Source organism: Candidatus Saccharibacteria bacterium, assembly GCA_016700375.1.
GTDB lineage: Bacteria > Patescibacteriota > Saccharimonadia > Saccharimonadales > UBA4665 > JAGXIT01.
The window spans coordinates 513877-534101 of record CP065016.1 but is presented as its reverse complement, the minus strand read 5'-3'; the positions used below and the strand labels follow the sequence as shown (position 1 = coordinate 534101).

The window sequence follows — 20225 nt, the reverse complement described above, 5'->3', positions numbered from 1 at the left end:
AAAATGGGTGTAGTGACATGTTATTGACTTTTTATTTATATTATGATAGTATGATTTACATAAGTTAATAAATTAAAATAAAAAATAAATATAAGCGATAAATAACATCATGTCCCAACTACAACTTCAACCAGCCAGAATGCCAGATTCATCAAGTACTGGCGAGAAAGTTGGTATGGGTGTTGATCCCAGGGCTTCTGCGCTGGCGTGCCTCTTATTGTCAGGGCTTGCAACCTTTACCGCAAACACCCCTGGACATGAAGGTCACGCACCGGATTTTCCCGGAAAGCCGATTGGAGTAGAGGTGGGCTTGCATCACGTAGCTGAACCCGAAACATTTGGCCCGACAATTTCATCTAAAGTTGGGGGTCTAGTTTTATCTTTGCCGGGGGTTGGTTTTCAACCAAAGTGGTCTAATGAGCATGCTGGGGATAGCAGTGTTCCGGTGACGGTTGAATATGTTACGGGCACTGAGCAGCTTACAGCACCAACAACACTGCCGGCAATGTTATGGGCAGAAAAGTTCTCGAAAGATCCAAATGCTAAAAAAATGACGGATGGTGGTGCCGCAATCAATAGTTTGGCGGGGAGTGTTGAGTTGCTGGAAAAACAGGGCTGGAACATTCTTGACATTACAGCTCATGGCTATGCCTCTGACGAGGACGATACGGCATGGAACAATGGTGGCGATAATCCTGGTCTAGGCATACCAAATAAGAAGAACGTCGAACTGGCAGAAACGCGTGCAGCCACAGGTGCCACTATGCTCAAAGACGAACTTACGAGCAAGGGCTCAAGTGCCGCAAGTAAGGTTCGTGTGACTGGTGGCACAGAGATTATTGATGATAAGTTGAATGCAGACATTTTTGGTATAGCAAAGGGTAATGGCCTAAGTGCCCAGGACCTTGTTGTCGGCTTTAATCGTAAAGATCCTGATGTTCTTAAACTGTTGTCCAAGGGCGACACGGATACATTAGAAGGGCTTGTGAACGATCGGTATGTTTTGGTAATGGTCAAGGCTGAGAAACCAGTTGTTCAAAAACGTATTGTTTCAGAGGAAACCCCCACCGAAATGACCGAGGGCAGCGAAGACTCATTCAAGGTTGTGTTTATACCGATGCTTATCCCAATACTGCGTCGAAGGAAACCAGGCAATGAACCCGTTGTTCCATTTCCGACGGTCGTGTCAAAACCTCGACCAGTCGCACCAACTACCGGCCCCGAACAGACACGCAGGTCTAATACTAAAAGATTGGTCGACCAACACAATCACGGTCCGGCCTATAAGCATAAACAGCCAGCCAAGATTAACGGTGCGCGAGGCGGTGCAAGCACGCGCGGCCATGGTGACAAGAATATGCGATTCAAGGGTAATGCACCGTTTCGAGATAAGCGTAAATAAGGTTTGCTGAGCAATTCGTTATGTCGGGTAGCCATATACATATTGGGATTAACCATCTGTTAAAAACATAAAACGAGATAGTTTTTATTCCGTTCTGCGGTTACAATAGGTGTATGGCGACACTACAAGATTATCGGAATGAGCGGCTGCGTAAGCTGGAAGATTTGAAAAAGCTGGGAGTTAACCCCTATCCGGCGCGTTCGGCTCGAACGCACAGTATTCCTGCGGTGCACGAGCAGTTTAGTCAGCTGGAGGGGCAGACGGTTACTGTTACTGGTCGGATTGTGTCTATCCGTAAGTTTGGGAAGCTTGCGTTCATAGTCATAAAAGACCAAAGCGCACAGGAGTTACAGCTCATTTGGCGGCGTGATGATGAAAAACAGGCTGACTACGCAGACAGCGAACTATCCCAGCGCGACATTCCGCTACTCGACAGCGGCGATTTTATAGAAGCCACCGGGGTGGTGGCGCGGTCGCAAACCGGTGAAGAGTCGGTAGAGCTGACGAAACTACGCTTGCTCACCAAATCACTACGTCCACTGCCGAACAAAATAGATGGCTTTACCAACAAAGAAGAACGCTTGCGCCGCCGCTACGTAGACATGAACGTGAACGAACATGTGCGGCAGCGGTTTATTCGCCGCAGTAAGTTTTGGCAGGCTACTCGTGAATTTCTGCAGGCCGAGGGCTTTACAGAAATCAACATTCCCATACTGGAAAACGTGGCTGGTGGGGCAGATGCAACACCATTTGTGACCCACATGGATGCGCTTGACCAAGATTTCTACCTTCGTATTTCGCATGAGCTACCCCTCAAGCGACTGCTGGTAGCGGGGTACGAAAAGGTGTTCGACATAGGTGCTCGGTTTCGAAACGAAAACTACAGCGACGAACACCTCCCCGAACACGTTGCCATGGAATGGTACTGGGCGTATGCCGACTGGGAAAAGGGCATGGAACTTACCGAACGGCAAATTCGGGCGGTGTGTGACGCCACGTGGGGCAAGCGGCAGTTTACACTGGCCGATGGCACGCAGGTAGATTTTGGGGCAGACGATACGCATTTTCCGCGCATTAGCTTTGTGTCGGTGCTCAAAGAGCGGTACGGCATAGACGTGTTCGAATCACCCATGGAAGACATACAGGCAAAGCTCCGCGAACATAAGCTTGAAGTAGAAAAGCAAGATAATCGCCTTCGCAGTCTCGACAAGCTCTGGAAAAACTACCGCAAAACCCTTGCTGGCCCCGCGTTTCTCGTAGACATGCCAACCTTCATGCAGCCACTAGCCAAAATGCAGCCAGCTGACCCTCGCCTGACCGAGCAGTTTAACCTCGTGTTTGGCGGAAGCGAAATGTGTAAAGCCTTTAGCGAGCTCAATGACCCCATAGATCAGTACCAGCGTTTTCTTGAGCAGCAAAGCTTGCGTGATGCCGGTGATGCTGAGGCACAGATGATGGATATAGACTTCGTAGAGGCACTAGAGTACGGTATGCCACCAGCTTGTGGGTTTGGGTGGAGCGAACGTGTCTTTTGGTCACTCGAAGGTGTGAGCGCGCGCGAAGGCGTGGTGTTCCCGCAGTTGCGCGCCGAAGTCGATGCCACCACCAAAGCCGTCTATCCGGAACTATATAAAAAAGCAGATGTTTGATATTACGGACGAATCGTTTCACGAACTTATAGACCGCGCGTTTGAATCGCTGCCGAAAATACACCGTGACCGGGTGAAAAATGTCGCCATCGTTACGGCAGACGAACCAACCGAGCAGCAGCGGCGTGAACTGAAACTGCATTGCAACCAGACGCTGTTAGGGCTGTACAGCGGTGTACCGCTCCCGCAGCGCCAGGGCAGGGAGCCGCTTGTGCCAGATGTTATCACGCTGTTTAAATTCCCGCTCCTAGCCGAAAGCTATGACCAAGCATCTTTGTACGAAAACATCCGCCACACTTTGTGGCACGAGGTTGCGCACTACTACGGTCTTGACCACGACCAAATCCATAAACTCGAGAAGTAAGATTTTTCAGCGGCACCACAGTGCTTTCAGTATCACAAAATGCCACACTTTTTATCCGGCCGAGTAGAAAGTGTGGAAAATGGTTGTTGTGAAATGAAAATGCCCGCATAAATTGAGCGGGCATTTTCTATGAGCTGAAGGACTATTCTGTTGGTGTAGTATGAGCGGGACCGGCAGCTTTGCCGAGGTACGCTGGGCGAATCTGGAACAAAATCCAAAAACCTATGGCTGTACAAACAAGACCAAATAGGAACGAACCAAAGCCTTGACCATCAACAAAGAGCATAAGAACCGAGTACGCCACACTTAAAAGACTCACATAAAACAGATAATTCCACCCAGTCTTTTTGTGCTCTTTTAGCGGTGCATACGCCATGAAGTAAACGAGTGCACTCACTACGCTAAATGCCATCGCGAGCAATACAAAAAACGTAAGTTCGTTCGTAGAAACAACTTCACGTCCTCCGTAGGCTTTATTCAGCTCGTTCGCAAAGTCTGCTAGGCCATTTGTAACGCGGGTTGCGTTCCATAGGCTCCACGCCCCAAACAGGCTGGCTATTGCGCCAATCATGGTTAGTACGTGGGCATAATTTACAAAGAAATCGTATAGTCCCTTTGGCATCTTGGGTGCTTGTTTGCCAAACACATCATTGAGTTTGTTTTCTATGCCTGTAACGTCTACCACGGTGACCTCCTTAGTTATGCACCGTATTGTAGCGCAACTTAGTAATTATTGAATGTACGATATCTTACACAATAATCGAGCTGACAGGCTCGGTTCCTCTGGTATAGTTACTATATGCGAGCAGTCATTTTTGATTTTGATGGAACTATTGCAGACAGCCTACCGGCACTGCTGCGCATGTACGATGATGTGCACGGAAAGCCAGTGCACCGTACCCAAGAAGTGGTAGACAGCATGCGCAACAAGTCAATGTACCAGATTGCGCGCGAGATGGGGTTGCCGCTATGGAAAATAGCGTGGCTTGCGGTGCGGGGGCGGCGTATGCTCCGGCGGCATTTACGAAGTATACGGGTGTATCCCGGTTTAGCCGAACTTATTCGTGACCTCTATGAAGCTCGCGTCAAACTCTTTGTGGTCAGCACCAATCATAGTGAAAATATTCGCAAATATTTGCAGTGGCATGACCTAGATACGTATTTCGACGGCATTTATGGTGGGGCACATTTTTGGTCCAAGGCAAGTACGATGCGCCGGGTGGTAAAGTGTGAAGGCCTGGATACATCTAAGCTATGGTGTGTCGGCGACGAGAAGGTTGATGTGGTTTCGGCACGCGGTGCGGGTCTACGAATAATCTCGGTGACATGGGGGTACAGTAGCAAACACGGCTTGGAGCTCCTGAAGCCGAACAGATTGGTTACCACGGTAGATGGCCTGCGGAAGGTACTAAGTCGGTGGATGAAGTAGTTATAGAAAAGCTGGTGCACGGCGGGCAGGGGCTCGGCACATTAGCAGACGGCCGGAAAGTGTTTGTGTGGAATGCACTGCCTGGCGAAACCGTACGAGTGCGGATTATTAAGAAAAAGCGGTCATACGCTGAAGCGATTGCCGAGGAGATACTAAAAGCCTCACCAGAGAGAATAGACCCGCATGAGGACAATTATCTTGCCACAAGCCCCTGGCAAATGATGACCTTTGAGGCCGAAAACTGCTATAAATCTGCAATAGTCAAAGAGCTTTTTACGCACGAAGGTGTTGCTATTCCGTATGAGAACCTGGAATCTTCTGGGGAAAAAGGAGACCTTTCGACTTCTCCGGCTCGTGCCGGATTCGCTCAAGATGACAGAGCTGTAGTATCAGTAGGTTCGGAGTTTCATTACCGCAATAAAATGGAATATTCGTTTTGGGGTGATGATGATGGCTTGCACCTGGCGCTCCACCAGCGGGGCAGTCATGGTAAGCAAATTGTGCAGGGTAGCGCACTCGCGCTGCCGGCAGTAGACGATGCGGCACGGGCAGTGCTGAGCGAGCTGCAACGGCTCGATCTGCGGGCGGGCGACTTGAAGACCGTGATTGTGCGCTGCAACCAAGCAGGGGAGGCAGTAGCGGCACTTTTTGTAAAACCAAGTAAATTCCCCAGATTGAAATTGCCAAATGCGGTGAAATCTCCAGTTTCAAAGGACAGTCCTGTTAGTGCGCTCAAGGGGCTGCGGGTGTACCACTCAAACCCGCGTTCTCCCGCATCGGTACCAACCACATTGCTGTACGAACTGGGCGACTGCGGGCTGCGCGATAAGCTGCTCGGGCAGACATTTTCTTACGATGTCGATAGTTTTTTCCAGGTGAATGAGCCGGTCTACACGCGGGCGCTAGAAAGTATTCGGGCGCACTGCCAGGGCGACCCGGTAGATATGTACGCTGGTGTCGGCAGTATTGGTTTGTCGGTCGCCGAGAGGGAAGCCATACTTGTTGAACTCGATTCCAGGACTGCGGCAATGGCGCGCGCCAATGCTTGCGACTCACCGGTCTTCGCTGAGGTTGTCGAATCATCGGCAGAAAAGGCCCTCGAGTACATCGACGGGTTGCGGCCAGTTATTTTCGATCCACCCCGGGCCGGTTTGCACGCAAATGTCGTCAAGCGCTGTTTAGAAGTACGGCCTCCGCAAATTATCTACCTCAGCTGCAATCCTGCCACCCATGCACGCGACCTTGCGCTACTCCAGTCGGCCTACAAAATGACACATTTCGAAATCTTCAACTTTTTCCCACGGACTCCTCACATCGAAACACTAGCCGTGCTGCGTCGGAAGTAAAAATACCAACCACACGGTATTTTTCAGTTTCTCATCCCGCCCTCACTGGCCAGAATACGCCTCTACCTCCTCACCATATCCAGATATGCTTCGTCGGTACAGACGTATTCTAACTCAGCGATTATCGGGCTGAAAAATCCGAAAATACTGTGTGGTTGGTATACAATACACGCATGTCATACATGAGGGAACGGTCGCGGCCATATGAGCCAGGGCAAACTGAGCCGTATAAGGTCAGCCGCAGCAAAATTGAGCTGTATATGCAGTGTCCGCGCTGTTTCTGGCTAGATGTGCGCCACAAGATTACCCGGCCAAGCAGCCCGCCGTTCAATATCAACAAGGCCATAGACGAGCTGTTCAAAAAAGAGTTCGATGTCTACCGTGAGCAGAAAAAACCACATCCGCTCATGAAACAGTTTGGTCTCGATGCTGTGCCGTATACGCATAAAGACCTTGATACGTGGCGACATAACTTTACAGGGGTGACCACCCTTCATGTGCCGACAAACCTGCACGTCTTTGGGGCAGTGGACGATGTGTGGGTGAACCCAGCAGGTGAACTCATGGTGGTTGACTACAAAGCCACCGCAAAAGCCGAGCCGGTAAAAGCACTTGGCCCAGAGGGTGGCTGGCAAGATATGTACCGTAGGCAGATGGAGATTTACCAGTGGTTACTTCGGCAAAATGGTTTTGCGGTGAGCGATACGGGCTATTTTGTGTACGCCACCGGCAACCCTGGCAAAGATGCCTTTGATGGCGTAGTCGAGTTTGAAACCCACGTGTTCCCGCACACGGGCAAGAGCGACTGGGTAGAGCAAACTCTGCGCGATATGAAGACCTGCATGGAAAACGACGATATGCCTGCCATTGGCACCGCGGCCATGGGTGGTCCTTGCGAATTCTGTTCCTACGCCCGCTCCCGCACCAGCCTGACGCTATTAGCTCTTCAGAAAAAAGGCATGTAACATATGTTGACTTTAAAGTTACTTTGGAGTAACTTTAAAGTATGAATAGTCCACAGTATATTACAATCCAAGAGGTTCGGCGCAATCTACCCCGCGTGTTGCGAGATATTGCTGCGGGTAGAAGCTACACAGTTATTTCTCGTTCGGAGCCGATTGTAACGCTGCAACGTTCAAAAACTAAGGATGCACCCTACGAAGCAACAAGTGCGATGGAGCGCATGCTTGCTGCAGGGGCTGAAGCCCGAAAACAATCAGCCGCGAGCTTGACTCGTTTGCCCAAGGATGTTTCGTACAAGGAGCTCTATACCCAAGACATGGCGAAAAAATATGGTGTACATTGATACGAATATCGCTCTCGAGGTACTCCTGGAAGAACGGGTGTCACAGCAGGCGGTTATTGCCTATCTGTCGGGACAGGACAAGGTGTATATGAGTATGCTTACCGTGCACCATGTGTGGCATTTTGGCCGCAAGGTGGGTATAGCAGAAAGCGTGCTGGCGGATTTTGTGGGTGCAGCTGGACTTATTCCACTGTTGCCAGAAGATTATGTTTGGGCACGGAAGCATGAAGCGGGCAGAGACTTTGAAGACGCACTTCAAGTAGCAGTGGCCCTCAGAGCGGGCGTGAGTGTATTTGTGACGCTCGACCAGGCACTCGTACGGGCGTACGACGGAAAAGTCGGATTTGCCTTTTTGAACCCAGCTGCTCTTAACTCTTAACCCGTAACTCTGTATACTAGTTTTATGCTAGATATACAATTTATACGGGAGAACGCCGAGCTGGTGCAACGCAAGGCGCATGAAAAAGGATACAAAAACGTTGACGTGCAGTCTTTGCTAAAGGTAGACGAAGAGCGGCGCACACAGCTGACGGCGGTTGAGGAGCTGCGGGCTCAACGTAATGCTCTGACCGATTCTATGAAAGGCCAAAAGCCTTCTCAGGAGCAAATAGAGCAGGGTAAAAAGCTGAAGGATGAAATTGCCACTCTCGAAAATGAGCTGAAAGTTACAGAGGAAAAATGGCAATCCCAGATGCAAATGGTGCCAAACCCTACATTTGATGATGTCCCACTGGGCGGCGAGGAAGACAGTGTAGAAATAAAACAGGTTGGGGCGCAGAACAAAGGCGCAGCAGACCACCTGGACTTTGCTGTTGCGCGTGACTGGGTAGATTTTGAGCGGGGTGCCAAGGTGGCTGGCGCAAAGTTTTACTACCTGAAGGGCGACCTGGCACTGCTTGAAAACGCCATTACCCAGTTTGCACTCGATTTTGTAACCAAAAAGGGCTTTACCTATATGACGGTGCCGCACATGGTCAGCAGCCGGGTGGCGACGGGTGCGGGGTTCTCACCGCGCGGCGACGAGAGTGGTAACGAATACTATGTAGAGGGTGAAGATTTGACGCTCATCGGCACAGCTGAAGCACCGCTTACAGGCTACCATGCCGACGAAATTATCGACGAAGACAAACTGCCGCTAAAATATGTTGGCTATAGCCCATGCTATCGCCGTGAGGCAGGTACATACGGCAAGCATACGCGGGGGTTGTTCCGTGTACACCAGTTCAATAAGCTTGAAATGTACATCTTCTGTACGCCCGAGCAGAGTCGGGACATGCACGAGTTTATACTAGCTACAGAGGAAGAACTGTGGCAAGCGCTTGGTATACCGTATCATGTTATCAACATTGCGGCAGGTGACTTGGGTGCGCCAGCGGCTAAAAAATACGATGTAGAGTACTGGTCGCCGGTAGACCAAAAGTACCGCGAGCTGACGAGCTGCAGTAACTGCACCGATTTTCAGGCGCGTAACCTAAACATTCGCGTTCGACGTAAAGATGGCAAAGTGGAAGTGCTGCACACGCTGAATGGCACGGCCGTATCTCTGGCGCGCTCGCTCATTGCTGTCATAGAGCATTACCAAACAGAACGTGGTACACTGGAAATACCAAACGTGTTACGCCCGTACATGGGCGGCAGAACTGAGATATAAACGGTAGATAAAGAAGGAGTCACATGATTCACACCGTCAGCGCGGAGGGTTTTGACCTGAGCCCAAAATTGCAGAAATATGCCGCGGGGAAGATAAAAGATATAGAGAAATACGTTCCGCGCAAGGCTCGCGAAGCGGCGGTGCTGGCTGTTCACTTCAAAGAAGCAAAAAAAGGTCAGGATAAAACCTGTACTTTAGCATTGCAGCTCCCGCATGGCACGTTGGCCGCCAAGGAAACTACTACGCACATGTATGCAGCATTTGACATAGCGGTAGTTGAAATTCGCCGTCAACTGGCAGACTACAAAGGAAAACATAGCAAATATGGTTTACGACACCGCCTAATTCGGCGGCTAAAACGAGAAAAAGCTATCGCCTGAAACAGTACGCGTTGTAGACGGAAATGTGCGAGACGTATAGAACTTCCTTTTTCCACTCGCATCCCTAAAAAAAACAGGGTACAATAGTGTTTGACGAATTACTGATGTATGTGGAGGTACAGAAAAGTCTATGAATAGAGTTTTAAAGCGTATTCTGGGTGACCCGCAGGCCAAAACTATCAAGCGCCTGAGGAAACGTGTGCGGGTTATTAATGAGCTCGCGCCGAAGTACGAAAAAATGACCGACAAACAGCTCCGTGAGCAGACAGATAAGCTGCGCGCACGGCTTAAGAAAGAATCTCTGGACGGTATACTGCCCGACGCATTTGCACTGGTACGTGAGGCCGCGACGCGTACGCTCAAACAGCGTCATTACGACGTACAGCTTATAGGTGGTATGGTTCTGCACGAAGGCAATGTGAGCGAAATGAAAACCGGTGAAGGTAAGACGCTTGTTGCAACTGCGCCGATGTTTTTGAACGCGCTCGGCGGCAAAGGCGCGCACCTGGTGACGGTGAACGATTACCTTGCGCAGCGCGACGCCGGCTGGATGGGTCAGGTGTATCATTTTCTCGGTCTTTCGACCGCAGTAATCAAGGCCGACCACTCGTATTTATTCGACCCAAAGTACGTCAATGAAGAGCACGAAGATGAGCGTTTTCGGCACCTCAGACCATGCACGCGACAAGAGGCCTACGCGGCGGATATAACCTACGGCACCAACAACGAATTTGGCTTTGACTACCTGCGCGACAATATGGTTCGTGAGACAGACCAGCTTCGGCAACGTGAACTGAACTTTGCCATTGTCGACGAGGTTGACTCCATACTTATAGACGAAGCACGGACCCCGCTGATTATTAGTGCGCCAAGTGTCACGCCAGGCAATGCCTATGCGCAGTTTGCAAAAACGGTACGCCAGCTGACCGCCAAGCACTATGAAGTTGACGAAAAGCGGAAAACAGTGGTGCTGAACGACCTGGGCGTCGACAAAATTGAGAAAGTGCTCGGTATAGAAAATCTGTACGGCAGCGATAACATCCGCACCCTGTATCACCTAGAGCAGGCACTGAGAGCGCAGACGTTGTTTAAGCGCGACAAAGACTATGTGGTGACAAATGACGGAGAGATTGTCATTGTCGATGAGTTCACTGGTCGCTTGCTGGCGGGGCGTCGGTACAACGAGGGGCTTCACCAGGCTATAGAGGCAAAAGAAGGCGTCGAAGTGCAGGAAGAGTCCATGACACTTGCAACCATTTCGTTCCAGAACTATTTCCGTCTCTACGATAAGCTAGCCGGTATGACTGGTACGGCCATGACTGAAAGTGAAGAGTTTCATCAGATTTACAAGCTCGATGTCGTCGAGATTCCGTCTAACCGCCAAATCATTCGTGATGACCGCAGTGACCGTATTTACCGGAACGAGTCCGCCAAGTTTAAGGCAATCGTCCGTGAGGTGAAGGAATTGCACGAAAAGGGGCAGCCAGTACTTATTGGTACTGTTTCTATAGAAAAGAATGAAAAACTTGGTGGCATGCTAACCAAAGCGGGTGTGCCGCATCAGGTTCTGAACGCAAAAAATAACGAACGCGAAGCGAAAATAGTGGCCAAAGCTGGCGAAAAAGGGGCCGTCACGCTCGCAACCAACATTGCTGGTCGCGGTACTGACATCGTACTTGGCAAGGGCGTCAAGGAGCTCGGCGGATTGTTTGTGATTGGTAGCGAACGGCACGAATCGCGTCGCATAGACAACCAGCTGCGTGGTCGCGCCGGCCGACAAGGCGACCCGGGAGCAACCCAATTTTATGTGAGCACCGAAGACGACCTTATGCGCATATTTGGAGCAGAACGGATTGGCAAAGTGCTCGACCGGCTGAAGGTTGACGAAGATGTGCCGATTGAAAACCGTATGATTACCCGTAGCCTTGAAGCGGCCCAGAAAAAAGTTGAGGGCTTTCACTTTGACCAGCGTAAAAATGTGGTGCAGTACGACGATGTCATGAACCGCCACCGCAAAGCGACCTACGCTATGCGCAAGGAAATTTTGCGTGCCGATGACATCAGTAAACGCGTGAAGGCTTACATAGAGGAAGAAATTACTTTGCTTGCAGATTCACCACTGCGCGCCAGTGAAGAGTTTGAGCCAGCCGTGCAAGAGCTACTACCGCTTGATGAGGCCGCACTGGATCGTGTTTTCTCCAAAACGCAAGATACGGTAAAACCGGTGCTTGTCGAGGAAGCCAAAGAGCTGTATAAGGGCCGGGAGACAGCCTTCACCCCTGAAATTATGCGCCGAGTTGAGCGCGACATATACTTACAAATCTTAGATAATCTTTGGATGCAGCATCTTGAAAACATGGATCATCTCCGCGAAGGCATCGGCTGGATGAGTGTCGGCCAGCGTGACCCACTTGTTGAGTATCGACGCCGCGGACAGATGATTTTCGAGCAAATGCAATATGCGCTTCGCCACGATGTTGTTCGAGCAATCTTCCACGCAGAACCAATTGAAATGGACGAGCTTGACCGTCCGGTTGAAACCGAATTGACTCGAGCGGCTCGCGGCTCTATAAGCAACGCCGGGCAGATTTTAGACGATGAAAAACAGTTCGATGAGGGGGACTTTACAGCGGGGAAAAAGCCATCCCAGGTGAAATCCACTGCGAAAGAACGCGCCAAGGCAAACAAACGCGAGCGTCAGCGCAAGGCAAAAGCGAGGAAACGGAAATAGGGCAGAGGGCAAAGGGCAGAGTTAATAAGTCTCAGTCACCTGCTTTCACATATGAAGCACACAGTTGAAGAAATTACCCTAGAAAACGGCGCCAAAGGTCTTTTGGTGCACGTTCCAGATGCAAGCGTTATGAATGTGTATATTAACTTCCGGGCGGGGGAGTATTTGGTTGACAGGGCAAAGTGGGAAACGCCACACCTCATGGAGCATATATTACTCGGTGCGAATGATGAGTTCCCGCGGGCGCGTGATTTTCAGGCAGAAGTGGAAAAAAATGGTGCCTACAGCAATGCCTCTACCGATGTATATGACATTGTATACGAGCTAGAATGTGCCGATTTTGAATGGGAGCGAGTAACACGACTGCTGCGCACCGCCATAGACAAGCCGTTGTTTTTGCAGGAGGAATTTGACGCAGAGTTTGGTAATGTTCGCGAAGAGTTGGCCGCTCGGGCTAACAATCACTACCGTCAACTTGGAGCGTCGAGCAGAAAAGCCTATGGCCTTGTCTCGGAAACAGATAGAGAACGCTTGGTGCTTATGGACAACGTCACGCTCGACGACGTGCGTGAACATTACCGGCGAACGCATACCTCAGATAATATGCGGTTTGTCATAGCGGGCAATATAACTCCTGCCCGTAAGCGCAAAATTGTGGAAATGCTTGAAGAAATTCAGCTTCCTCGTGGCGAGCGATTTATCATGCCAGATGAAGCAGTGACTGGCCTGAAAAAACCAGTGTGTATTCCGAACGAAACAGTCGACACGGTGTATTTTTACATCGACACGTTTATGATTCGCCGGCTTGAAGAGCGAGAGATTGATGCGCTTGGGTTAGTGAACGCGCTGCTCACCGAAACACTCTACTCTAAAATACTCGGTACGGCCCGCGAAAGAGGGCTTGTCTATGGTATGAACAGCGGGTTCCAGCAAATCAAGCTGAGCAGTAACCTGTGGTTTGGGAGTCAGGTTTCCGCAGCGAATGCGCCGGCACTATTTGACATCATTATTGAGCAGCTTGGTAACCTTTTTCGGGGAGAGCTTGCAGAGGCAGACATTAGTGCCGCACAGGCATATGCGATTGGTCGTTACCAGCGAAGCGCACAGACAGTTTCGAGTACGGCCGCTGGCTACACGGGACGGTATTTCTTTGACGAGCACATCGAAGATTACTACGGGGTACCAGAGCGTATTCAGGCCGTGACAAAACAGGACATTATAGATGTGACCCGGGCAATGTTTGCCGATAACATCGGTGGTCTCGGTGTATACGGAAGCGTTACGCCACAGCTTGCAGATGACTTGAGCAAGCAGCTAGCCGTTCTTTGGCAACAGGTGGCTTAAATGGAAGAATCCCTTCGTTCGGCGAAAGCACTGCAAGATGCCGTACACAGCGCACTTATGCGAATTGGCTTTGATGTCATGAAAAATCGCTATGCAACGCTCACGGGTATAATAAACGAGCCAAGTTTTTGGAATGAGCCTGAGGCTGCGCAGAAGACAGTAAAAGAGCAGGCGACACTGGAAAAACGGATAATGCCGTGGGAAAAACTGCGGCAAAGTATTGACGAGGCTATTGAGCTACTAGAAACCGGGGATGAAACAATAGAGATAGAGATGACTTCCCAGGTGAAACAGGCCGAAAATGACTTTGCTGAGCTAAAAGAAGAGCTAAAATTTTCTGGTCCATACGACGAGCACGACGTCATTATAAGCCTCCATGCTGGTGCGGGTGGTAGCGATGCGCAGGACTGGGCGGGTATGTTACTGCGCATGTACGTGCGCTGGGCTGAACAACAAAATTACTCAGTTTCTATGCTCGAAGAAGCGCCTGCAGACGAAGGTGGAATAAAGAGCGCAACGCTCGAAATAACAGGGGTGTTTGCCTACGGAAAGCTCAAAAGCGAACATGGTGTTCACCGTCTTGTACGGTTGAGTCCTTTTAACGCCGAGAGTCGCGAAACCAGCTTTGCCAAGGTAGAAGTGATGCCCAAAATTGATACGCCCGAGGCGGTTGAGCTAGACGAAAAAGACCTGAAAATAGATGTCTACCGTAGCGGTGGTCACGGCGGCCAAAGTGTCAACACTACCGACTCGGCCGTACGAGTCACGCACGTGCCAACAGGAATCGTGGTTGCTATACAAAACGAACGCTCACAGCTACAAAACCGAGAAACTGCTATGACGATTCTTCGTTCACGGCTCGCTGCGCTCCAGCTAGAGCAGCATGCTGAAAAGGTGAGTGAGCTAAAAGGCCCAAATGAGCAAGCTGCATGGGGTAACCAAATCCGCAGCTACGTGCTGCATCCGTACAAACAGGTCAAAGACCTCCGCAGCGGATACACCAGCACCGACCCAGACGATGTGCTTGCGGGCAACCTAACCCCCTTCATTTCCGCCTACCTTGATAATATCCTAGGAAGCTAAGAGCCATCATGCTTTTGGTTGGTCAAAACTGAGGGTGTATAGTGACCACATATCTAATTGAAAGGAATGTATGGGACGAACACCTGAACAGGTAGGCACAGAACTACATGGACTCGAACAACGAGCAACCGACCCTGCTGAGCGATGGAAGCCAAGTCTGCGCGATGCGCTTAGAAGCTTACGCATTGAACAATCAACGCTGCTAGGTGTTGGCGATGGTGAAGCTATGGATTCAGCACAGGTAGGGCTGGGCCGTTTTGTATTACCACACGCGGTTTCTCAAGCTGTGTACGAAATAGTCGCAAGTGATATCGTGATGGCATCTGCAACAGAGAGCGAAAGAGCACTAAATGAAAATGACACTGAGCGCTGGATTGCATTTGAGAGAAGACATCTTCGACTGCCTTCAATCGATAGCGGCGATGACGGCTTGAGACTGTGGCAAGGCAATACGGGATCTCCAATGGGCATGTTCCGTATAGATGCGATTGCGAAAGGAATTGGCGCTGATCGCGAGCGGCTGAAAGAACTATTGCGGGCAGAAGGCAACGTTAGTCAAGTTGTACTAAGCCCCAATTGTCCAGACACTTAGACATGAGTTACTGTTCCTTTCCATACCGCTTCATAGTGCTCCATTGGCGGCAGGTTATTGCAGCTGCTATGCCGTCTCACGCGATTGTATTCGTTCTGCCATAGTTTCATTGCTTCGTTGAACGCGACGACATCAAGCTCGGTCGTTTTGGTGACGTGGTAAAACTCTTCTTCGTCTGTCCGATGGCTCCGCTCGACAAAACCATTATGTTGGGGTGTACCCGGTCGGGATAGCTTGTGCTCGATGCCCCGGTCGAGCAGGTACTGCGTGAACGGGTGGATACGTCTGAGCTCATGGTCACGCTTTTTGTTACCGCCAGTAGACAAATTGGTGAACGTGGAGTGGTTATCTGTCTGGACACATTCCACCGTAATACCAATCGATTCGTAGAACGCCAGGGCTTCACGCACAAAGGCGATTGAGTTGCTATTCGACAAGCCATCCTTGACCGCCAGGTACCGGATCTTGCTGACAATGTCTATCGCTGTAAACTGCTGTCCCGACTCCGTCGTTTATCTTCGTCCGGACGAACCGGTGCAGCCTTAGTGTCAATCTGCACTCGGTAGCCTGGATAGGGCGCGTAGAACGGTCTCGTTGGCTTTTTCTTTGGATGTTTCTGGTGCTTTACGAGGTCGGCTCGTTCAATAATGCCGCGGACAGCTTTCTCGCCAATGGATATTCCAGAGTCACTCATCTCATCGACGATTCGCTTCGGGCCATAGGATAGTCCCAGCCTGATTTGTAGCACCAAATCCTCAATGTCTTCATTCGTCTGCCAGGATACCCTGCCTTTTGGTCCAGGCTTCTGCGGGAACAGTTCGATCCGCCAAGCATAGATAGTATCCCGATGGATCCCAAACATTCGGGCAGCGATTGCCGCGCCTTTCGCATCGGCTTCAGTTAACACTCGTTTACGATAGGCAATAACTTGATGTCGGGTTAGGTTCTTCTTCATACACATATGCCCCAATTCTACACACCGAGGTGTCGGAGGGATTGGGGCTTAGTATACAACGTTAGTCAAGTACACTTGGCAAGGTCTGAAGAATGGCTTTTTGGAATCGCAACCGGATACCATCATTTCTTTAAGGCACGAGTTTCGCACTTTCACCCATTCAACCGGGCAGCCAGCGCAAGCTGGATGCCTGGTTTTATGACCTCCCAATCTTGTTGGTATAGCGTCGTTTGGTCAATTAGCCTTCTCTTATGTTTTCGTACCCAGGTAAGCAAAGCTAACCCAATGTGGTTTCTTTGGGCTCGGCCAAGATTGGCCTGACAGCGGGATAAGCCACAGGTTTGTTTGAGCTCTCGATGCAGTACCTCGACACTCCAACGGCGCTCGAAGTATTTCTTGACTTGTTCGCGGGTGAGGTCAGTACGACTTGTACCAACATAATCCGTGCGGCCGTTACTGGCCTCAAACCGGAAGACTCTGATCCACCCATAGCCTTTCAGATATGTCACCAAGCCTGTATCTGGTATATCTAACTCTCTGAGCTGGATATGTGGCTTACCGACTAACCGGTTGCTCCTCAGCCCCATGACCCAGTCCCAGCCATGAGAGCGAACTGCCTTAAGGTTTTTTAGAGAGCCGTACCAGCTATCCGCAACAACCATCTCCGGGCGTAGCCCTCTCTGTCTTGTGCTACTCAGCATATCCTGGAAGTGATCATTCTTAGTCTTGCCGTCTTCTGGCGGGTTCCAGATGCGGTAGTCCATAGGAATGTAGTGTTCTGTATCTACTTGCCACAACGCATTTACAACGCCAATCCCTCTGGTGATGTCATGCTTACTTCCCGCATACTGCCAGTTCACAAGCTCCATCTTGCCGCTTCGGCTTTTGTCGATGACGACATCATCGAAGACCAAAATGCCAGGAGTGGCGCGAACTTCCTTAGCGGCAGCTTGCCACAGGTCTTTGGGCTGTATCTTTTCAGATGCTAGCCAACGGGAGACGCTGTCGTGAGAGAGCATGGCATTGTCTGGGGCTACTTCGCTCAAGCTGAGCGCAGAATACCGTGAGGAGGTGACCTCCAGGAATGAGCAGTACAGCTCACGAGAACATTTTGAACGAGACATGTTTATTTTCCTTGTTTACGAAAAAGCATGACTGACGTCATGCTTCTAGGCTAGCAAAGAATTGGGGAGTGCGAAACTCGTGTAAGGTTGTAGATCCTTTTGTCATGCCGAAGCACTCCGCCTATCTTTTAGATGATGTCCTTCGCGTATATGAAATTGGTCTTATGCAGGGGCAAGTTTCGCACTCGAGTGCAGAAATATAATGAATCTGATCTAGGGCTATGTGGATTAATCTGTCGTAATCGGGTAAACATGGTCGGAAGCGATACATGCAGTCCGGATGGTCTTGAAGATTACCCTAACCTCAGTTCGACATAAGCCAGCCGCCTAGGCTGGCAGTAACAACGGCTCCGTCAGGAGCTGCTGTTCTGTATTGCTAAAGTGTAGGCTCGGCTTCTTTGGCTGCAATTGGTATGCAATGAGGCCAGAGAACAGGTTGACCCCAAAGTTCACAGGACTCCGGTGTCTGATGTGTTCAATCTGTTCTTGGTTCTTCAGTTGGTCGTTGATAGTCTCGATGATTGATCTGCCTCGGAGCATGAGTTTGTCCATGAGTGGCAAAAGCCTATTCTTCATGTTCCTTCTGATGCCAGTTATGAGCCTCGTGCCTTGTCCCCAGAGCGCTGCAAACAAATCCTTAGAAATGTAGCCTCGGTCACCAAACAGGTTGCCTTGCATCTTTCGGGCGAGCTTAATGACAGTTTCAATGTTGTTATCCGGCACATTACCAGGTGTGATAAAGAAAGAGATGATCTCACCGTGCTCGTTCACTATGAGATGGAGCTTGAATCCATAGAACCAGCCCATGCTGCTCTTGCCACGAGCTGCTAGCCCTTTGAACACCTTGTTTCTCCGTATCCTCCGGTTATGGCAGACTACTAGCTTGGTAGAATCGATGTAGTTGGCAGTGCTCGGTGTGCTGAGCAAGCTCACCAGCATAGTGACCATTGGCGTGGTTACTTCCCCCATGAGCTCAACGAACCGGCCGTAACTAACCAGATTCGGAAAGTCCGACCGAAGATGGGCGCAGACGTAATCAAGGTAGTAGTACTTGAATGTTTTGTGATTGCTCTGATGGAAGTGGACGATGATGGTCAAAATTTCGCTGAGACTCATGCGGCAAGGTTTGTTACGGTACGCGAGCCCCAAGGTCATCCGTTGTTTTCGCCAAGCAGGTTCAAACTCCTTGCAGAATTCATCGATGAGGTAGAATAAAGCTACCAGTTCCATATTGGTGTCTCCTTTGTTTTTGGTTTTTGTTGATCCAAAAACAGAATAACAGGGCTCACGCCCTGTTATCTAGACAAAAACGAGGAGACTCTTATGTCGAACTGAGGTGTTGGTAAGGATTTTACAGTGTACGCATTTCCGATTGCACTACAGCTAGATGCCGCCCCAGCTCGAGTACTGGCTGATGTGGCTACCACATAACAGGGCAAATTTGACAATGTGCCTGCATGCCTGCTATACTGCCTGCATGCCTGCAAATCCACTCACTACACAATTTACCATCCGTAACGTGCCGTTACCGGTTAGCCGGTATCTGCGTCGTCGTGCCGCAAACTCGGGAAAAAGTGTCAACGCAGTTATAGTAGAGGAGCTTGTTAAAAGTGCAGGCATGGCGACCCAGACAAAAGAGCTTTCGGTTGCAGAAAAAGCGAAAGATCTTTTTGGGGTAGGATTCGACCCAGAGGCAAGCCGCATCCTAGACGAAGATGATAAAGCTCAGAAAGAGCTGATGCGCCGAAAATGGGCTGAAGATGATTATTGATACGAATGTGTACCGAGCTTTTTGTGACGGTGACGAAACCGTGTACCGTGAACTTGAGAAATCGACCAAAGCAACACTACCGCTTGCTGTAATTGCTGAGATTCATAAAGCATTTTGGGCTGGAACTATGCGCGAACAAAATGAAACAATGCTAAACCAATTTCTGGGAAAAACCGGCGCAGAAATACTTGAACCCAGTATGCGCACTGCGGAGTATTTTGCGGAGTTATGGTATTTCTGTCGCCAGAGGGGAAGAGTTCTCTCGGATAACGATTTATGGATTGCGGCAACGGCGCTTGAAATGGGCGAGCCGCTCTTGACGCTCGACAAAGATTTTGCGGTTTTCCGTGACTACGCCGGCCTCGAAGTAATCGTGCTATAATACTGCTAATGATTTTGCTGGATCGGGTAACGAAAACATACGGGAAAACTCTTGGCTCTGCGCTCGATAGAGTGAGTTTGCATGTGGAGCCGAAGGAATTCGTGATTGTTATTGGCCAGAGCGGTGCAGGGAAATCAACCTTGCTTAAACTGCTCACTCGCGAAGAGCGACCGTCTAGCGGCAAAATGATTGTTGGAGGCATAGACTATGACAAGCTGTCCGACAAAGACATACCACTGCTCCGGCGTAAAATAGGGGTTGTGTTTCAGGACTTCAAGCTGCTTCCGAACCGCACCGTGTTTGAGAACGTTGCTTTTGCACTGGAAATAGTGGGAGTCAGCACCAAAGAGATTAATAATACGGTACCGAGAGTGCTAGAAATTGTGAATCTGAAAGATAAGGCAAAGCGTATGCCGGTAGAACTGAGTGGCGGCGAACGCCAGCGTGTTGCTATAGCCCGTGCAATCGTGCGTCAGCCCAAAATTCTCATTGCCGATGAGCCAACGGGTAACCTCGACCCCAAACATGCCTGGGATGTCATTACCGTGCTCGAAAAAATCAACCGCTACGGCACCACTGTGCTTTTGACTACGCACAACCAGGAAATAGTAAACAAACTAAAAAGACGAGTTATTACTATAAAAAATGGACGTATTGTAAGTGACCGTGCAAACGCACAGTACAACGAGAAACCACCTGTCACGAGGAGCGTCTAG

The 20225-nt window shown here is 50.0% G+C and carries 22 protein-coding genes; 17 read left to right on the top strand and 5 right to left on the bottom strand.

The genetic code is table 11. The features are described 5' to 3' along the window. Positions 1–109 precede the first annotated feature (109 nt). From IPP75_02845 to IPP75_02835, 3 genes are all read left to right on the top strand, one after another. Positions 110–1402: a hypothetical protein gene (locus IPP75_02845; protein QQS70048.1), complete on the top strand. Its 1293-nt coding sequence runs from the start codon at positions 110–112 to the stop codon at positions 1400–1402. 113 nt (positions 1403–1515) lie between these two features. Then, entirely contained in the window at positions 1516–3051 is a 1536-nt protein-coding gene (locus tag IPP75_02840) for a lysine--tRNA ligase (GenBank protein ID QQS70047.1), read from the top strand. Beyond that, the gene (locus tag IPP75_02835; GenBank protein QQS70046.1) at positions 3044–3415 is read left to right on the top strand and encodes a metallopeptidase family protein; all 372 of its coding nucleotides are present in this window, start codon (positions 3044–3046) and stop codon (positions 3413–3415) included. Before IPP75_02840 ends, IPP75_02835 begins: the two co-directional genes overlap by 8 nt. A gap of 142 nt (positions 3416–3557) precedes the next feature. Here the strand turns inward: IPP75_02835 and IPP75_02830 are convergent, their stop codons facing one another. Beyond that, positions 3558–4100 carry a hypothetical protein gene (locus IPP75_02830; protein QQS70045.1) on the bottom strand — a complete coding sequence of 181 codons (543 nt, stop codon included), beginning with the start codon at positions 4098–4100 and terminating at the stop codon, positions 3558–3560. 114 nt (positions 4101–4214) lie between these two features. On the opposite strand from IPP75_02830, the gene IPP75_02825 reads away from it, so the two are divergent. The 11 genes from IPP75_02825 (at position 4215) to IPP75_02775 (ending at position 15277) form a co-directional block, all read left to right on the top strand. Continuing rightward, a complete protein-coding gene (locus IPP75_02825; GenBank protein ID QQS70044.1) occupies positions 4215–4844 on the top strand; it encodes an HAD hydrolase-like protein in 630 nt (209 codons plus the stop codon). Beyond that, complete coding sequence (locus IPP75_02820) at positions 4832–6190, top strand: class I SAM-dependent RNA methyltransferase (protein QQS70043.1); 1359 nt, start codon at positions 4832–4834, stop codon at positions 6188–6190. Before IPP75_02825 ends, IPP75_02820 begins: the two co-directional genes overlap by 13 nt. Before the next feature lie 173 nt (positions 6191–6363). Further along, positions 6364–7155, top strand: coding sequence for a PD-(D/E)XK nuclease family protein (locus tag IPP75_02815; protein ID QQS70042.1), 792 nt, complete (start codon positions 6364–6366; stop codon positions 7153–7155). 41 nt (positions 7156–7196) lie between these two features. Beyond that, positions 7197–7496 (top strand): hypothetical protein, encoded by a 300-nt coding sequence (locus tag IPP75_02810; protein ID QQS70041.1) that lies wholly within the window; start codon positions 7197–7199, stop codon positions 7494–7496. Then, complete coding sequence (locus IPP75_02805; protein QQS70040.1) at positions 7483–7875, top strand: type II toxin-antitoxin system VapC family toxin; 393 nt, start codon at positions 7483–7485, stop codon at positions 7873–7875. Before IPP75_02810 ends, IPP75_02805 begins: the two co-directional genes overlap by 14 nt. 24 nt (positions 7876–7899) lie before the next feature. Further along, positions 7900–9147, top strand: a complete 1248-nt coding sequence (gene serS / locus IPP75_02800) for a serine--tRNA ligase (protein ID QQS70039.1) — start codon at positions 7900–7902, stop codon at positions 9145–9147. 23 nt (positions 9148–9170) lie between these two features. Next, positions 9171–9527 carry a ribosome-associated translation inhibitor RaiA gene (raiA, locus tag IPP75_02795; protein ID QQS70038.1) on the top strand — a complete coding sequence of 119 codons (357 nt, stop codon included), beginning with the start codon at positions 9171–9173 and terminating at the stop codon, positions 9525–9527. Between the two features lie 130 nt (positions 9528–9657). Beyond that, positions 9658–12258 carry a preprotein translocase subunit SecA gene (gene secA, locus IPP75_02790; protein QQS70037.1) on the top strand — a complete coding sequence of 867 codons (2601 nt, stop codon included), beginning with the start codon at positions 9658–9660 and terminating at the stop codon, positions 12256–12258. 51 nt (positions 12259–12309) lie between these two features. Further along, positions 12310–13602, top strand: coding sequence for an insulinase family protein (locus IPP75_02785; protein ID QQS70036.1), 1293 nt, complete (start codon positions 12310–12312; stop codon positions 13600–13602). Further along, a complete protein-coding gene (prfB, locus tag IPP75_02780) occupies positions 13603–14685 on the top strand; it encodes a peptide chain release factor 2 (GenBank protein QQS70035.1) in 1083 nt (360 codons plus the stop codon). 70 nt (positions 14686–14755) lie between these two features. Beyond that, positions 14756–15277, top strand: coding sequence for a hypothetical protein (locus IPP75_02775; protein ID QQS70034.1), 522 nt, complete (start codon positions 14756–14758; stop codon positions 15275–15277). Here the strand turns inward: IPP75_02775 and IPP75_02770 are convergent. The 4 genes from IPP75_02770 to IPP75_02755 form a co-directional block, all read right to left on the bottom strand. Beyond that, a complete protein-coding gene (locus IPP75_02770) occupies positions 15274–15759 on the bottom strand; it encodes a transposase family protein (protein ID QQS70155.1) in 486 nt (161 codons plus the stop codon). The genes IPP75_02775 and IPP75_02770 overlap by 4 nt on opposite strands. Continuing rightward, complete coding sequence (locus tag IPP75_02765) at positions 15756–16232, bottom strand: hypothetical protein (protein QQS70033.1); 477 nt, start codon at positions 16230–16232, stop codon at positions 15756–15758. The genes IPP75_02770 and IPP75_02765 overlap by 4 nt, the downstream gene beginning before the upstream one ends. Before the next feature lie 152 nt (positions 16233–16384). Then, positions 16385–17356 (bottom strand): transposase, encoded by a 972-nt coding sequence (locus tag IPP75_02760; protein ID QQS70032.1) that lies wholly within the window; start codon positions 17354–17356, stop codon positions 16385–16387. A gap of 327 nt (positions 17357–17683) precedes the next feature. Further along, a complete protein-coding gene (locus tag IPP75_02755) occupies positions 17684–18586 on the bottom strand; it encodes an IS982 family transposase (protein ID QQS70031.1) in 903 nt (300 codons plus the stop codon). A gap of 247 nt (positions 18587–18833) precedes the next feature. On the opposite strand from IPP75_02755, the gene IPP75_02750 reads away from it, so the two are divergent. Genes IPP75_02750 through ftsE form a run of 3 tightly spaced genes read left to right on the top strand, consistent with a single transcriptional unit; the run spans position 18834 to position 20225 of the window. Next, positions 18834–19127 carry a hypothetical protein gene (locus tag IPP75_02750; protein QQS70030.1) on the top strand — a complete coding sequence of 98 codons (294 nt, stop codon included), beginning with the start codon at positions 18834–18836 and terminating at the stop codon, positions 19125–19127. Further along, the gene (locus tag IPP75_02745; GenBank protein ID QQS70029.1) at positions 19117–19509 is read left to right on the top strand and encodes a PIN domain-containing protein; all 393 of its coding nucleotides are present in this window, start codon (positions 19117–19119) and stop codon (positions 19507–19509) included. The genes IPP75_02750 and IPP75_02745 overlap by 11 nt, the downstream gene beginning before the upstream one ends. A gap of 2 nt (positions 19510–19511) precedes the next feature. Beyond that, positions 19512–20225 carry a cell division ATP-binding protein FtsE gene (ftsE, locus tag IPP75_02740; protein ID QQS70154.1) on the top strand — a complete coding sequence of 238 codons (714 nt, stop codon included), beginning with the start codon at positions 19512–19514 and terminating at the stop codon, positions 20223–20225.